General features: G+C 62.9%; 12 protein-coding genes. 8 read left to right on the top strand and 4 right to left on the bottom strand.

The window, feature by feature from the left end; translation table 11 throughout:
• The first annotated feature begins 46 nt into the window (after positions 1–46).
• Positions 47–1,912, top strand: a complete 1,866-nt coding sequence (gene speA, locus SSPSH_RS07855; RefSeq protein WP_006913955.1) for a biosynthetic arginine decarboxylase — start codon at positions 47–49, stop codon at positions 1,910–1,912.
• Between the two features lie 7 nt (positions 1,913–1,919).
• Here the strand turns inward: speA and SSPSH_RS07850 are convergent, their stop codons facing one another.
• Complete coding sequence (locus tag SSPSH_RS07850; protein ID WP_006913954.1) at positions 1,920–5,135, bottom strand: DUF748 domain-containing protein; 3,216 nt, start codon at positions 5,133–5,135, stop codon at positions 1,920–1,922.
• Between the two features lie 11 nt (positions 5,136–5,146).
• Here SSPSH_RS07850 and SSPSH_RS07845 point away from each other — a divergent pair, with 11 nt between their 5' ends.
• Positions 5,147–6,073, top strand: a complete 927-nt coding sequence (locus tag SSPSH_RS07845) for an NAD(P)-dependent oxidoreductase (RefSeq protein WP_420852596.1) — start codon at positions 5,147–5,149, stop codon at positions 6,071–6,073.
• 86 nt (positions 6,074–6,159) lie between these two features.
• On the opposite strand, the gene SSPSH_RS07840 is transcribed toward SSPSH_RS07845, so the two are convergent.
• Together SSPSH_RS07840 and argH are read right to left on the bottom strand one after the other, a co-directional pair.
• Positions 6,160–6,675, bottom strand: a complete 516-nt coding sequence (locus tag SSPSH_RS07840; protein WP_006913952.1) for a hypothetical protein — start codon at positions 6,673–6,675, stop codon at positions 6,160–6,162.
• 88 nt (positions 6,676–6,763) lie between these two features.
• Positions 6,764–8,164, bottom strand: coding sequence for an argininosuccinate lyase (gene argH / locus SSPSH_RS07835; RefSeq protein WP_006913951.1), 1,401 nt, complete (start codon positions 8,162–8,164; stop codon positions 6,764–6,766).
• A 324-nt stretch (positions 8,165–8,488) separates the two neighbouring features.
• On the opposite strand from argH, the gene SSPSH_RS07830 reads away from it, so the two are divergent.
• The 4 genes from SSPSH_RS07830 to SSPSH_RS17880 all read left to right on the top strand — a co-directional run bounded on the left by SSPSH_RS07830 (position 8,489) and on the right by SSPSH_RS17880 (position 12,060).
• Complete coding sequence (locus tag SSPSH_RS07830; RefSeq protein WP_006913950.1) at positions 8,489–9,553, top strand: sensor histidine kinase; 1,065 nt, start codon at positions 8,489–8,491, stop codon at positions 9,551–9,553.
• 10 nt (positions 9,554–9,563) lie between these two features.
• A complete protein-coding gene (locus SSPSH_RS07825; protein ID WP_006913949.1) occupies positions 9,564–10,292 on the top strand; it encodes a LytR/AlgR family response regulator transcription factor in 729 nt (242 codons plus the stop codon).
• 65 nt (positions 10,293–10,357) lie between these two features.
• Positions 10,358–11,278, top strand: a complete 921-nt coding sequence (gene hemC, locus SSPSH_RS07820; RefSeq protein ID WP_006913948.1) for a hydroxymethylbilane synthase — start codon at positions 10,358–10,360, stop codon at positions 11,276–11,278.
• Entirely contained in the window at positions 11,278–12,060 is a 783-nt protein-coding gene (locus SSPSH_RS17880; RefSeq protein WP_006913947.1) for a uroporphyrinogen-III synthase, read from the top strand. The genes hemC and SSPSH_RS17880 overlap by 1 nt, the downstream gene beginning before the upstream one ends.
• A 9-nt stretch (positions 12,061–12,069) precedes the next feature.
• Here SSPSH_RS17880 and SSPSH_RS18980 read toward each other — a convergent pair whose 3' ends face one another.
• The gene (locus tag SSPSH_RS18980; protein ID WP_006913946.1) at positions 12,070–12,516 is read right to left on the bottom strand and encodes a hypothetical protein; all 447 of its coding nucleotides are present in this window, start codon (positions 12,514–12,516) and stop codon (positions 12,070–12,072) included.
• Between the two features lie 10 nt (positions 12,517–12,526).
• On the opposite strand from SSPSH_RS18980, the gene SSPSH_RS07805 reads away from it, so the two are divergent.
• Complete coding sequence (locus SSPSH_RS07805; protein WP_161627822.1) at positions 12,527–13,663, top strand: uroporphyrinogen-III C-methyltransferase; 1,137 nt, start codon at positions 12,527–12,529, stop codon at positions 13,661–13,663.
• Entirely contained in the window at positions 13,663–14,850 is a 1,188-nt protein-coding gene (locus SSPSH_RS07800; protein ID WP_006913944.1) for a heme biosynthesis protein HemY, read from the top strand. Before SSPSH_RS07805 ends, SSPSH_RS07800 begins: the two co-directional genes overlap by 1 nt.
• The last annotated feature ends 1 nt before the right edge of the window (position 14,851 follow it).

The raw sequence follows: 14,851 nt of genomic DNA, 5'->3' as shown, positions 1-14,851 counted from the left end.
TTCGAGCCAGATTGGCCACGCAGTATAAGCCAGCCACGCAACACGAATGTTCATGTCACGATCCAACCTGAATCCGCGCGCTACCCATCGCTGGCACATCGACGATGCCAAAGCCCTGTATCGCGTTGCGACCTGGGGCGAAGGCTATTTCGATATCAACGATCGCGGGGCAGTCACGGTGACGCCCCGAGTGGGCGCCCCGTCGATCGATCTCGATGCGCTGACCGATGAAATCCAGCGGGCCGGCCTGCGTTTGCCGGTGCTGGCGCGATTCACCGATATTCTGGGCGATCGTATCGATCGGCTCTGCCATGCCTTCGAAACGGCACGCACGCGCCACGATTATGACGGCCGTTATACGGTGGTTTATCCGGTCAAGGTCAACCAGCAGCGGGCCGTGGTCGAGCGGCTCGTGGCCGCGGGCGGCGAACGCGCGGGCCTGGAAGCCGGCAGCAAGCCCGAGCTGATGGCCGTGCTCGCGCTGGCCGCGCCGGGTAGCGTGATTGTCTGCAACGGCTACAAGGACAGCGCTTTTCTGCGCCTGGCCATGATCGGCCAGCAGCTCGGGCATCGCGTTTATATCGTGGTGGAGAAGCCCTCTGAGTTGGAACCGATTGCCGAGATCGCCGACGAACTCGGTCTGCGCCCGAACATCGGTCTGCGCGTGCGTCTGGCCAGCGTGGCCGCCGGGCACTGGCAGAATACCGGCGGCGAGAAATCCAAGTTCGGCTTGACCGCGACCCAGGTGGTCGATGCGGTCGAACGGCTCCGCCAACTCGGCTATGCCGACTGTGTGCGCATGCTGCACGTGCATGTGGGCTCGCAGGTGGCCGATCACGGCGCACTCTCGCGGGCGATGGACGAAACCGCGCACCTCTATCGCGGTCTGCGTGCGCTCGGTGCGCCGGTGGCCTGCGTGGATGTGGGCGGTGGTCTGGCCGTCGACTACGAAGGCCGTGGCGCGCGTTCGTTCTGTTCCATGAACTACGGCGTGCCCGACTATGCCGATGCGGTGGTCGGCGCGTTGGCGCGTGTATGCTGTGCCTTCGATCTGCCCATGCCGGATCTGATCAGCGAATCCGGCCGTGCGTTGACCGCGCACCACGCGGTGCTGCTCACGCAGGTCATCGATAGCGAGCTGGCCAGCACGCCGAGGGCAGCCGAGTTGAAATCCGAGCTGTCGCCAAGCGCGACACTCGATCGCGCCGAACGCACCATGGCCGATGTGCAAGCCCGTTTTCTTGCCGGCGATATCGGCTTGAAAGAGCGTGCCGCGGCCGAGGCCGAAGCGGTTTCGGTTTATCGCGCGGTCGCGGCCCACGCGGCCGACAATGATGACGACCGGGCGGCAGTCACGGCGGCGCAGGAGAAGTTGGCGGCCAAGTATTTCGTGAACTTTTCGGTGTTTCAGTCGGTGCCCGACGTCTGGGCGCTCGACCAGATATTTCCGGTCATGCCATTGGCACGCCTGAGCGAGCGCCCGGACGAACGCGCGCGGCTATGCGATCTGACGTGTGATTCCGATGGCCGGCTTGATCGCTACGTGGACGAAAACGGCGTCGATAGTACGCTGCCGTTGCATGCGCTGCGTGAAGGCGAGGCGTATCGACTCGGCATCTTCATGGTCGGCGCCTATCAGGAAAACCTGGGCGACATGCACAACCTGTTCGGCGATACCGACGTGGTCAACGTGGAGGTCGATAATAGCGAACAGGGGTGGCGACTGGCGGATGCCGAGCAGGGCGATCGCACCGACGAGCTGCTGCGCTATGTGCATTTCGAACCCGACGACCTACGTGCCGCCTATCGGCGCAAGCTGGCGGCGTCCGGGCTCAGCGGTCGGCTCAAGCGCGAAACCGAAGCGCTGCTCGAGGCGGGGCTGGCCGGGTATACCTATCTGGTCGAGTCGTAGGCAGTGCCTATTTGCCTGATAGCGTAAAGGTTGCCCGGGGCCGGGCGTCCTCGCTGCGGTCGATCACCGGTTCGGCCAGGGTGAAGCGCTCGGCCGCGACATCGCGTGCCGCCAGATAGTCGCCCACCGATTTGGCCCGGCGTCGCGCGAGCGCCCGGAGCGCTGCTTCGTTGTCGTCGTCGATCGTAGCGCTGCCGAAAAGCGACATCGCCTCGGCGTCCTGTGCGGTTGCGTGGCCTTGAATGGTCAGGCGCAGGCCGGGCTTATCGCTCATTTTTTGCGCGATCTTGCCTAGATAGGGACGATCGTCGGGACGAATATAGTCTCGATCGGCGACGAAGAAGACCGGATCCGATACCAGCGAGCTGCCGATGTTGAGCAGCGCGTTCTTGGCCTTGTTGAGTAGGCCAACCGGTGAATAATCGCTCATGATCGTGGTGCGCAGGCCGGCCAGCACGGCTTCGCGGACGAGATTTCGAACCGAGAAGTAGGGATTGGTCACGTCGCCCAGAATGGCGGTCTGGAACTTGATCGTGTCGCTTTGCCCGCGTACCAGCGCGAGCGCGGTATCCATGGAAATGCCGAGTACGATCTCGGTTTCCTGATCGGGATTGTCGACCAGACGAAAGTTCGAAAGCGTGGTATCGAGATTGCCGTCGAGCTGGCCATCTCGAGCAATCAGATTGAGCGTACCGTCCGCCACGCCCTTGGCGATACGCCGGCTCATGGCCGCATTGAGATAGCCGGACAACGGTTCCAGCGCGAGTGAGCGCAGCCAGGCATCGATATCCATATTGATGCCGCCGGTAGCCAGCGGTGCAATCGTGCCGCGACTGTCCAGATGGCCGTACTCGCCGACGTCCAGGGCCAGTCGATAACTGGCGTCGCGTTCCGGGTGGCCGGTATCCAGCCCGTCGAGGTTGAACACCAGCGACGAGCCTCTAAGCGATACGTTCGGCGTGACAGCTACGTCGTTGAACACGATCTGAGGCCCGGTCATCGATAGATGGTCTATCTTGTAGCTCGACTCGACTGGGCCATCGCTGTTCGACGCGCTGGCGGTGTCTTCGTTTTTGTCGTTGCCGGCGAAATACAGGGCCATCACGCCCATGCCGCCGTTGTCGCGACGGATATGAATATTGGCGCCGTCGATATCGAGATTGCCGAGGTGGTAATCCGCCAGGTCGGTCAGTCGAAAATCGCGGGCGCTGGCCGAAATCGCTTGCAACACCGCCGAGGACGTATCGGTATCGCCCAGTACACGCACGCCCTTGGCGCTGACGCTGTCGAACGCGATATCGTTTACGCCGTCGACGACGAGACGATAGAGCTCGGTGTCACGCGATGACAGCCAGGCGGCATCCAGCGCCGTATTGTCGACCGCGAAGTTCTGTCCGACCATGTCGCCGTCCATGCGCAGTTTGAGTGCACCGCCGACAGGTTGTTCGCTGTACGCGCCGTTATAAACCAGACGGTCGGCGCGCAGTGCGAGCGGTTGTCCTGGCAGGTCGAGATGCGCGTTCTTTACGATCACACGCCCGCGTGCGCCGCGTGCGAACAGTGTGCCGATATCGAAATCGGTGCTACCGCGCCAGTTCAGATCGCCGGTTTCCAACAGCGCGGTTTCGGGCACGTCGAAGGTCAGTGCCGCAGCGTTCAGCGAGCCGTCGCTTTGTATCCGCGTGTGGCGGGCGGTATCGATATCGACCGCGCCTTGCCAGTCGATGGTACTGAGCACCATGTCGAGTGAGCCGGGCGATGACAATGTCACCCGATCGGTACGCAGGCGCCCGTCGCTATCGATATCGTTCATCCCGGCAAGGGCTATCTTGCCTTGCCAGCCGAGTGCCGCGGTGCGGGTGCGCAGGCCGTCGGCATCGATCGCCAGCGCGCCGGTGTCCAGGCGACCGTCGGTGTTTACACGCGTGCGATCAGCAAGTGCGGTATCGATATGACCCTGCCAAGTCAGACGCGGCGTTTTTACCTGGGTGGTGGCACTTGAAAAATGCGGTGTCTGTGCCTCGATCCTGCCGTCGATAGTCAGATTGCTTGTGTTCGTACCGAACTTGCCGTCGAGTTTGCCGTTCCATGTCGCACTGGCACTGCCCAATGTTGCTGCGCCGGATTTCAGCTCGGGCGCGTCGACCGTGTAAGCCCCGTCGAGGGCAAGCTCGGTGGCTTGGGCCGCGAGAGTCAGCCGGGTTTTACCTTGCCAATGCGCGGCGCGTTGCGCCAGCTGCAAGCTGTCGCCGTTCGCAACGGCGAGGCCCTCGGCGTCGATCGTGCCGTCGCTTGCGATCGTGCCTGGTTGGCCCTGGGTACGAAGCAGCTGCATGTCGATTTTGCCCTGCCAGCTGAGATGGCTGCTGCGCACACGCGGGCCGTTGTTCAGTGCCAACGCCGAACCGTGGCTGGCGGCCTCGCCCTGGAGCGTCACGGCCAGCGCGTTTTCTGCGTTGTATTCGAAATCGATCTGCAGGTCGCTGTCGACGAGGCCGGAGAGCTCGCGCAGGCTCGTGCCAGTGGCCAGCGGTGCAATCATTTCGAGCGCGAAGCGTTGGGTTACGAGTCCGATATGGCCCGTAATCCGATCGCCAAACGGCGTAATGTTTCCCGACAGACGGATGCGGCCATCACCGACGCTCATGTCGGCGTCCACCGGCACATCGTTGTTTTGTTCCCAGCTGACGACATCGCGCGCGCTGGAATCGTTGAGGATCAGTTCGCGATCGATGGGCGGTTGGTTGCCATTGGCGGGCTGGTTGTAGTGCACGCGCAAGCCGCGTAGTGCAAGTTGCTCGACAGCCAGGCCCCAGTCCAGGGAGGAGTTGTCGGACGAACTGGCGCCGATCGGGTAACCGCCCACGCGCAGCGTGTTGTCGGTGCCGCGATGAATATCGATGGCGCTGTTGTCGATAGCAAGATGCGAGAGCACCAGTCGTTTTGAGAACAGCGGCGCATATTCCAGCGCGACCGCAAGCCGGCCTATGGCGATACGTTCGCCCTCGGCAGCGCTGGCTTGCATGTCGTCATACACCACGGTGCCGGCGAACAGATTGACGTCTACATCGCCGATGGTGGCTGTTATGCCTGCTTGATCGAGGTAGTGCAAAGTCAGCTGGCGCACGACAATCGACGGCAGCCAGACGAGGGCGGCCGCCAGCAACACGGCAAGCACACACAGCGCGACGAGAGCGCTTTTTGTGCGCCGTGAAAACTTCATTTTGTTACAACATTTGCCACCCGGAACTCAAACCTTATCATCGGCAGTTCGTTTCCCGACACACGTTCGATATGAAAACTGCATTCATCGGTCTTGGCGGCATGGGCTACAGCATGGCGGCCAACCTCCAGGCCGCAGGCCTGCTCAACGCGGTTTACAACCGCACCACCGAAAAAGCCGACGCCTTTGCCAAGGAATACGGCGTGAAAGCCGTGAGCACACCAGGCGAAACAGCGGCCGAAGCGCAGGCGATCGTCATTTGTGTCAGCGCCGACGACGACGTGCTGGCGATGGTGGATGCGCTGGCCCCCGGCCTCACCGATGAGCATATCGTCATCGATTGTTCGACCATTGCCAGCGATACCGCCCGCGAAGCCGCCAGGCGCGTCGCGGAACAGGGCGCCGGGTTTGTGGATGCGCCAGTCTCAGGCGGTACCGAAGGCGCCAAGAACGGTACGCTTTCCATCATGGCGGGTGGCGACGATGCCGTATTCGAACGTGCCATGCCGGTGCTCGAAGCCATGGGCAAGAGCATCACGCATATGGGCGAGGTCGGTACCGGGCAGGCGACCAAGGCGGTCAACCAGATTCTGTGTGCGGGCATCAATCAGGCCGTATGCGAAGGCATGCGCTTTGCGGCGGCGCTCGATCTGCCGCTCGACAAGGTGGTCGACGTGGTTGGCTCCGGTGCGGCGGGCAACTGGTTCGTCAATCATCGGGGCAAGACGATGGTCAAGGACATCTTCGACCCGGGCTTCAAGATGAAGCACCACCACAAAGACCTCGGCATCTGTCTGCATATGGCCGAGCTCAATGGCGGTGAGTTGCCGTTGTCGGCCCAGACCCGGGCCGAGTACGAAAAGCTCATGGAGCAGGGCTACGGCGAGGAAGATATTTCCGCGCTCTATCGCGCGCGCCGCGATTTGTTCGACCGCTAACGCTTCGACGCAGCGCGCACGAAAAAGGCCGGCGTTCTGCCGGCCTTATCTATTCAGCGCCACGAGGCAACGCCGAGCGTCTCGCGCTAGGTGTCGGCGTCCGATTTGTGCGCATCGGTGCCTTCGACTTTCGTGCCCGGCGCGGCGTCTTGGATGACGCGCTCGATCTCGTCGACCCGCTCGGAGGCCACATCGACCATCACCAGTACCTGGCCGTTTTCTAGCGCCTTCTCGTAGGTCTCGATCTGCGAGTTGTCGTGGCGAATCCCGATCATGCTCGACGCCCAGGCGCCAAAGCCTGCACCGACCAGACCGGTCGCCGCGACCAGACCGCCACCAATGGCCAGCCCGGCCGGCGGAAAGGCCATAGCCGCAAGACCGGCTACCACGCCGGTCACGCCGCCCGCCGCGGCACCGCGTTCGGCCGAACCGACCAGATCCGACGTTTCCGACACATCGGCCTGCGGCAGATCGCTCGTCTGCACGCTATCGCGTGCCACCACGGACATATCGTCTTCGGACACATCGTTCTGTTTGAGTTGGTCGACGACCCGGTGTGCCGTACCGATATCGGGGAGCAGGAAATAAAGACGACGTGACATGACTATCCTGTTGTATATATTTCTATAAAGATCAGACCGTGACTGCCGCGACCGGTTCCATGCCGTAGCGGTTTGCCAGGTCCTTCATCTACGCCAGCGCGGCGCGTGCCCGCGCCGCCGCGGCGCGTACCTGGGCCGGCGCGGTGCCGCCGATATGGTTGCGTGCGGCGACCGAGCCTTCCAGCGTCAGTACTTCGTAGACGTCTTCGCCGATTGCCTCGGAAAAGCCGCGCAGCGTGGCCAGGTCGAGATCCGCCAGATCGCAGCCTGCGCCAATCGCATGCTGAACGCTTTTGCCGACGATTTCGTGTGCATCGCGAAACGCTACACCCTGACGTACGAGATAGTCGGCCAGATCGGTTGCGGTCGAAAAGCCCTGGCGTGCTGCCTCGCGGCAAACATCGGCATGCACGGTTACGTGCGGCATCATGTCAGCATACAGAGCCACGCTGTTCGTGACCGTGTCGACGACGTCGAAGATCGGCTCCTTGTCTTCCTGATTGTCGCGGTTGTAGGCCAGCGGCTGACCTTTCATCAGCGTGATCAGGCTCACCAGATGACCGTTCACGCGTGCGGTCTTGCCGCGTACCAGTTCGGCCACATCCGGGTTTTTCTTCTGCGGCATGATCGAGCTGCCGGTGCAGTAGCGATCCGGCAGGTCAATGAAACCGAACGCGGGGCTCATCCACAGAATCAGCTCTTCGGAATGGCGCGATAGATGCGTCATCACAAGCGATGCGGCCGACACGAACTCGATCGCGAAGTCGCGATCGGATACCGCATCGAGCGAGTTGTCGATCACGCTGTCGAAGCCCAGTTCGTCGGCGACCATTTCACGGTCGATTGGAAAGGTGGTGCCCGCGAGTGCCGCCGCGCCCAGCGGCAGACGGTTCACACGCTTGCGGATATCGCGCAGGCGTTCGGTATCGCGCGCGAGCATGGCTTCCCAGGCGAGCATGTGGTGGCCGAAGGTCACCGGCTGGGCAACCTGCATGTGCGTGAAACCGGGCATGATCGTGTCGGCCTCGCGCTCGGCGACGCCGATGAGCGCCGTACGCAAGCGTTCGAGCTCGGTGATCAGTGCGTCGATGGCATCGCGCAGCCACAGGCGGATATCGGTTGCGATCTGATCGTTGCGGCTGCGGCCCGTATGCAGCTTCTTACCGAGCGCGCCGATATCGTCGGTCAGGCGCGCTTCGATATTCATGTGCACATCTTCGAGCGCGGGATCCCAGCTGAAATCGCCCGCGGCGATACGTGCGCCGATGGCGTTCAGCCCGGCTTCGATCTGGGTAAACTCGTCGTCGGTCAGCACGCCGACATTCGACAGCATGCGCGCATGGGCGATCGAGCCGCGGATGTCGTGGGCGGCCAGACGCGCATCGAAAGATACGGATTCGGTAAACGCCGCGACGCGGGCGTCCGGGCTTTCCGAAAACCGTCCGCCCCAGGTCTGGTGGCCGGCGTGATCGTTCGTGGTGTTCGTCATGGTGATCGCTCGTTGCTGCATCGATTGTCGCGACGCCGAACGCCGCTTTCCGGCGCGCGAGTATAGCAACGCCGTACAAAGGCTCTAGACGCCAAGTGCGTGTGCTTCAAGCGGGGCGGCGCCGGCGTGCATGTTTTCCACGGGCTTGTTGTACCGTAGCCGCTGCGCACCGCTCTTACGGTGCGTGCCCAGCGATGGGCGAGCGCGGCGAGGCATATTTCGGCCCGATTGAGCGGCCTGGGCAAGACGGGGTTTGATTCGCTTTCTATATACGCCGCTACAGCGCTATAGGCGGCCCGCGAGGATTCAACAAGAGCTTTCCCGATGCAGAGCGCGCGCGAACCGATCGAATTTCTGCCCGATTTCTGTACCGGCGCTCGGGTACTGCGTGTTCTGGTGGTGTGTGAAGCCGTCGCCATCGTGCTTGCGCTGGGCGGTTCGCTGACCGATGAACTGCCGCTTCGTTTTCTGTTGCTCTCGATCTATCTGCAGTGGATCGGCGTGTGCAGTGCCGCTGCACTTTGTCTGATCAAACGCTATGCGAGCCCGCTGTCGGCGCGGGGAATGGCGTTGCTCGCCTATTTGGTGCTGTTGCTGGTCACCCTATCGATTACCGAGATCACATACGTCGCCGGACGTTATTCGGGGTTCGCGCTGCTTCTTGAAGACGCGTCACACGACGGTTTTCTGGCACGCAGCGTGGGGATCTGTGCCGTGGTTGCGGCACTGGCGCTGCGCTATTTTTGGCTGCGCTCGGCGTGGCAGAATCATGCCCAGGCCGAGATGCGTGCAAAGCTCGAAGCGTTGCAGGCCCGTATCGAGCCGCATTTCCTGTTCAACAGTCTCAACAGTGTGGCCGCGCTGATCGCGGTGCGCCCGGCCGATGCCGAAACGGCACTCGAAGACCTGGCGTTGTTGCTGCGCGCACGTCTATCGGAGCAGGGGCCCGCAGATGTAACACTGGCCGAGGAAATGACGCTGGTCGATGCCTATGTCGGTATCGAGTCTTTGCGCCTGGGTGAGCGGCTGTGCCTGGATATCGATATCTCGAATACAGCGCGGCGTTGTCGGTTGCCGGCGTTGTCGTTGCAGCCGCTGGTGGAAAATGCCATTGGCCACGGCGTCGCGCGTCTGCCCCAGGGCGGCACCGTCGCGATCACCGCCAATCGACGTGGCAACGCGCTGGTGTTGGAGGTATCGAACCCGCTGGCAGGCGATGCCGCGGCCGTTCCGGGTAACCGCCAGGCGCTGGCCAATATTCGCAATCGGCTGGCGTTGCGCTACGGTGATGCAGCGGTACTGCGGGTAGACGAACAGGCCGATCGCTTTACGGTCGCCATGATCGTGCCGCAGATCGCTGAACCCAAGGACTCAAGCAAACAGCGATGACAGGACCGAGATGCGAATCGTGATCGTCGACGACGAGCCGCTGGCCCGTGAGCGCTTGCGCCGGATGATCGAAGCCTTTCCAGGCTGTGATGTCGTTGGCGAGGCCGGTGACGGGGCGAGCGCGTTGGACTGTGTCAACGACACCAGTGCCGATACCGTACTGCTCGACGTGCATATGCCGGGAATGGACGGGCTGCAGGTCGCACGCCAGCTTGCGTGTGCCGATGTGCCGCCGGCCGTGATCTTCGTAACCGCGCACAGCGAACACGCGCTGTCGGCGCACAACAACCATGCGGCCGGCTATCTACTCAAACCGGTACGCCGGGACGACCTGGCGGCTGCTCTATCGCGGGCACGCCAGCCCAGCCGTGCACAGGTATCTGCACTAGGTGGCGTGGTCACCGGCAACGGCCCGGCCTATATCAGCGCGCGTACCCGCGACGGTATCGAGCGCGTGGCCGCGAGCGATATCCTGTATTTCTGGGCCGACCAGAAATACACCACCGTCTATCATATGCACGGCGAGCTCCTCATCGAGCAGTCGCTGCTCGCGCTCGAAGAGTCGCTGGGCGATGCGTTCATGCGCGTTCACCGCAAGGCGTTGGTGGCCAAACGCCACATCACCGGTTTGCGCCTGGACAGCGCGGAGGGCGCAGCGCTTACCCTGCGTCACGTCAGCGAGCCGGTGCCGGTCAGCCGACGTCGGCTTGCCGAAGTGCGCGCGCTGATCGAGCAGTAGAATCCGCGTCCCTTATCGATTTTTCACGGCGGCGTGCTACGCCGTCTTCAACAAGGCTTTCGTTCATGTCCAAGACCCTGCGTATCGCCACTCGCCAGTCCCAGCTCGCAATGTGGCAGGCCGAGCACGTACAGGTGCGCCTGCAGACGGCGTTGCCCGAAATCGATGTGGTGCTGTTACCTATTCGCACCGAAGGCGATCGCGTGCTCGATCGTCCACTGGCCGAAATCGGCGGCAAGGGGCTTTTTCTCAAAGAGCTTGAAGCCGCCATCGCGGCTGGCGAAGCCGACATGGCCGTGCATTCAATGAAGGATGTTCCGGCGGAACTGCCGCCCGGCTTTGCGCTGCCCACCGTGCTCGCCCCCGGCAGCCCGCTGGATGCGTTCGTATCCAACCACTACGACACGCTGGAATCGTTGCCCGACGGCGCACGCGTGGGTACCTCGAGCCTGCGCCGTGCGGCGATGATCAAGCATCTGCGTCCGGATCTGGAGATTCTCAGCCTGCGCGGCAACGTGCAAACACGGTTGGCCAAGCTCGATCGCGGTGATTTCGATGCCATCGTGCTGGCCTGCGCGGGGCTCGAAAGGCTGGAGCTGGCCTCGCGTATCGCCAGCGAACTCACGATCGAGCAAAGCCTGCCCGCAATCGGACAAGGCGTGCTGGGTATCGAAATCCGTGCCGATGACGACGAAACGGCGGCCCACATCGCAGCCCTCGACGACGAATACACCCACATCCGTATCGATGCCGAACGCGCGGTCAATGCGCGTCTGGAAGGCAGCTGTCATCTGCCGATCGCGGCACACGCCGTACACGACGGCCAGACGCTGCGCTTGCGCGCCTGCGTCGGCAAGCCCGACGGCAGCGTGATGGTGCGCGACGAAATCAGCGGGCCGACCGGCGAGGCCGCCGAGCTTGGACATCGGCTGGCTGATCGTTTGCTGGCAGCCGGGGCCGACAAAATTCTGGCCGATCTGGGCTGATGAAACTGCCGCTGGCCGGCCAGACCGTATGGCTCATGCGCGCTGCGCATCAAAGCGCAGCGTGGGCCGAGCTTCTTACCCAGGCGGGGGCGACGGTTATCGTCGAGCCGCTGATGGCGATCGAGCCCACGCCTGACCGCGCCGCCGCGCATCAGGCGCTGGCACGCGCCGTCAGCGCCGATTGTGTGATCGCCACGAGTACCAATGCCATCGATGCCGCCTGGCGGTTGAGGCCGGATTTCGCGCCGACCGGGCGCCTCTATGGTGTGGGCAGCGCAAGCGCACAGGCACTCGAGACAGCGGCAGGGCGCGCGGTCGAACGCCCCGAGGGCGCGTTCACGAGCGAAGCATTGTTGAGCATGGATTCGCTCATGCACGTCGACGGGCTGGATATTTCGATCCTGTCCGGCGAGGGCGGGCGCAACGTGCTGGTGGAAACACTCACCGCGCGCGGCGCACGGGTGGAGAAGATCGCGCTTTATCGACGTCGCTGGCTGACACCGTCCCCGGCTCGGCTGCACGATATCTTTACGCGGGCAGATACGGCGATCGTGACCAGCGGCGAGGCGCTGGCGCACCTGGCAGACCTCGTCAGCGGCCCGGAAAATTCAGCTCTGCGCAGCTGTCTCGAACGCTGTCGGTTGGTGGCGCCAAGCACGCGTGTGGTAAAACAGGTCGATCAACGCCTGAACTGGCAACACGCGCCGCTGATCGTGGAACGCATCAACGGCGAGGCCATCGTGGCCGCGCTTGCGCGGCTGTCGACGGGCGACCGACAATAGCAACCATCGCTACGGGCTATCGGCTACCGGGGGAATCCGCCACCACATGAGTGAAGAAAAGCGTAACGACGCCCCTTCGAACAAGGGCACTGACCAGGACAAGAGCGCGGCCAGCGCCTCGAAATCGGCCAGTGCCACGAAGGGCGCGCCGAAATCGTCCGGTAACAAACAGGCCGACAAGTCGACCGCAGCCCAAGCCGGCACGAAGAGCGCCACAGCGGGTGCAAAAGCGGCCGGCGCGGACAAATCGAGCGCGGCGAAGTCGGGCTCTGCCTCGAGCGCCGCGTCGAACACGGCCAAGCCGAAGCCGACGAGCGGTTCGTCTTCGGCTGCGACCAGCGGTACGTCGAATCGTGCCAGCGGCGCTTCGGCGGCAGGTGGTACAGGTACACCGAATCGGCCGGGCGCTACGGCCCATCGAAGCAGTGGTGGCAGCAATCCGCCGATTATCGCCATCGTGGCGGTCGTGATTGCCGTCATTGCGTTGGCGATTTCCGGGTGGCTGCTCTATCGCGGTGAACAACGGCTGGCCTCGGCCGATTCGCGGCTGGATACGGTCGAAAAGAGCGTGCAATCGAGCGTGCAGGACATTGTCATGCCGCGCCTGTCGCGTTTCGATTCGCGGCTACAGTCGCTCGACTCGGATATCGGTGATCTGAGCACGCGCGTCGACAGCCGTGGGCAAACGGTGTCGCAACTGCAGCAATCGCTGGAATCGACCCAGACACAGCTCGCCGAACTCTCGGATGCGCGCAACGACGGCGCCAACCGACTACAGCTCGATCAGATCGAGTCGCTACTGCGCGCGGCCAACCAGCGCCTGCAGCTCTACGACGACCCGCAGAGCGCCACACGTGCGCTCGAGATGGCCAGCGACGCGATTGCGCGCAAGAACGATCCGCGTCTTTTCGATATTCGCGGCGAGATCGCCAACGAAGTGGCCGCGCTCCAGGCGCTGCCTTCGCCGGATATCGAAGGGCTTTCCCTGCAACTGGCGGCCTTGATCGAACAAGTGCCCGAGTTGCCGCTGGATTCCAGTGTGCCCAGCGAGTACGACAATCAGGCCGAACAGGAAGAGTCGTCGCAAGGCTCGGACGAGGATTCAGGCATGAGCTTCGACGAGTTCCAGTCGCAGTTCAGCCAGGGCTGGGACCATTTCAAGAACTCGGTGGGCGATGCGCTCTCCGGCATGATGACTATCCGGCGTTCGGACGGCACGCAGCGTGCGCTGTTGCCGCCGGACCAGGCGTTCTTCCTCAACCAGAATCTGCAGCTGGAACTGCGCAGCGCGCGGCTTGCGTTGCTCGAACGCGATACCCAGAACTATCGCGACAGTCTGGCCACCGCACGTCAGTGGCTCGAAGATTACTACGACACCGATGCGGCCGCCGTCACCAACATGCGTGAGCGCCTGGATCAGATGAGCAACGTCAAGCTCGACTGGGATACACCGGATATCTCGCGCAGCCTGGTTATGCTCGAGGAACTCAAGTCGCAACGTGGCGGCGGCCAGTCGGCGGGTAATGGCGGTGGTTCCAATGCGTCGACTGGCGAGAGCGATAACGCAGGTGCCGGTGAGCAGTCCGGCCAGGAAGGTGCGTGATGCGCCGTCTGTTGCTGGCTTTCTGCCTATTCGTCATTCTCGGCATCGTCGTCGCGCTGGTTTTTCGCGATCAGCAGGGCTATCTGCTGCTCTCGTTTGGCGGCTGGGAGGTCGAAACCTCGCTACTGTTTGCGGTTGCCGCATTGATCGTCGTCCTGGCGATCGGGATCGGGCTTTGGAGGCTCATTGTCGCGGGTGTCTTGCTGCCGCGTTCGGTGCGCAATCGTCTGGCCAAGCGCCGCGAGCGTAAAGCCCGGCATTCGCTTTATGACGGGTTGCAGCTGTTGCTCGAAGGCCGCTGGTCGCGTGCGCAGACCGAACTCAGCCGTTTGGCCGATCGGCACGAAGCGCCCGGTCTGAATTATCTGTTGGCCGCGCGTGCCGCGCAGTTTCAGGGGCATGTGTCGGATCGAGATCGCTTCCTGCAACTGGCCTCGTCCAAGAAGGGGGCCAGCGAGCTGGCCGTTTTGCTGACTCAGGCACAACTGCAGATTCAGCAGGGTCAGAGTGCCGAAGCCATGGCCAGCCTTGCACGGCTCTATCAGATGGAGCCGACGCACCCGCAGGTGCTCCAGCTTTATGCAGCGCAATCCGCGAGCGTGGGGGATTACAAACAGCTGCGGGCACTGGTGCCGGCGCTATACAAATACGGTGAAATGCCGACCGAGAATATCGATCGGCTGGCCGTGGATGCCTGGAACGACGATCTGGCCCACAATCAGCAGAAAGACGCGATTGCGTTGACCACCGCATGGAAGCGAGTGCCCAAGCGCCTTCGCTCCAAGCCCGGCATGGTCGAGCGCTACGCCAAACTGCTCAGGCAGGCGGGGGCAGACGAACAGGCAGCAGACGTCGTGCGCGAAACGCTCAAACACGAATGGAGTGCATCGCTGGTGTTGCTGTTTGGCGATCTTGAATGCGCCGATCGCACCGCTCAACTGGCCACGGTCGAGAACTGGCTCAAGCAATATGGCGAAGAGCCCGAGCTGCTGTTGGTCGCCGGCCGTCTGTGCCTGCGCAACCGTCTATGGGGGCGGGCACGCAGCTATTTCGAGGCGAGCCAGAAGAACCAGTCGCGGCCTGACGCGTTGCTCGAACTCGGCCGTCTGTTCGAAGAAATCAACGAAAAAGAAGAAGCGCGGTCCGCCTATCGTCGCGGGCTTGAGCTACGCGACGCCGATCGCTAGG

The organism is Salinisphaera shabanensis E1L3A, assembly GCF_000215955.2.
Taxonomy (GTDB): Bacteria; Pseudomonadota; Gammaproteobacteria; order Nevskiales; family Salinisphaeraceae; genus Salinisphaera; species Salinisphaera shabanensis.
Note: the sequence above shows the minus strand (reverse complement) of the source record. Positions and strands in the feature narration are given on the sequence as shown.

Coding starts and splice junctions, on each gene's coding strand:
- speA (WP_006913955.1), top strand. CDS start 47: ATGTTCATGTCACGATCCAACCTGAATCCGCGCGCTACCCATCGCTGG.
- SSPSH_RS07850 (WP_006913954.1), bottom strand. CDS start 5,135: ATGAAGTTTTCACGGCGCACAAAAAGCGCTCTCGTCGCGCTGTGTGTG.
- SSPSH_RS07840 (WP_006913952.1), bottom strand. CDS start 6,675: ATGTCACGTCGTCTTTATTTCCTGCTCCCCGATATCGGTACGGCACAC.
- argH (WP_006913951.1), bottom strand. CDS start 8,164: ATGACGAACACCACGAACGATCACGCCGGCCACCAGACCTGGGGCGGA.
- SSPSH_RS07830 (WP_006913950.1), top strand. CDS start 8,489: ATGCAGAGCGCGCGCGAACCGATCGAATTTCTGCCCGATTTCTGTACC.
- SSPSH_RS07825 (WP_006913949.1), top strand. CDS start 9,564: ATGCGAATCGTGATCGTCGACGACGAGCCGCTGGCCCGTGAGCGCTTG.
- hemC (WP_006913948.1), top strand. CDS start 10,358: ATGTCCAAGACCCTGCGTATCGCCACTCGCCAGTCCCAGCTCGCAATG.
- SSPSH_RS17880 (WP_006913947.1), top strand. CDS start 11,278: ATGAAACTGCCGCTGGCCGGCCAGACCGTATGGCTCATGCGCGCTGCG.
- SSPSH_RS18980 (WP_006913946.1), bottom strand. CDS start 12,516: ATGGCGATAATCGGCGGATTGCTGCCACCACTGCTTCGATGGGCCGTA.
- SSPSH_RS07800 (WP_006913944.1), top strand. CDS start 13,663: ATGCGCCGTCTGTTGCTGGCTTTCTGCCTATTCGTCATTCTCGGCATC.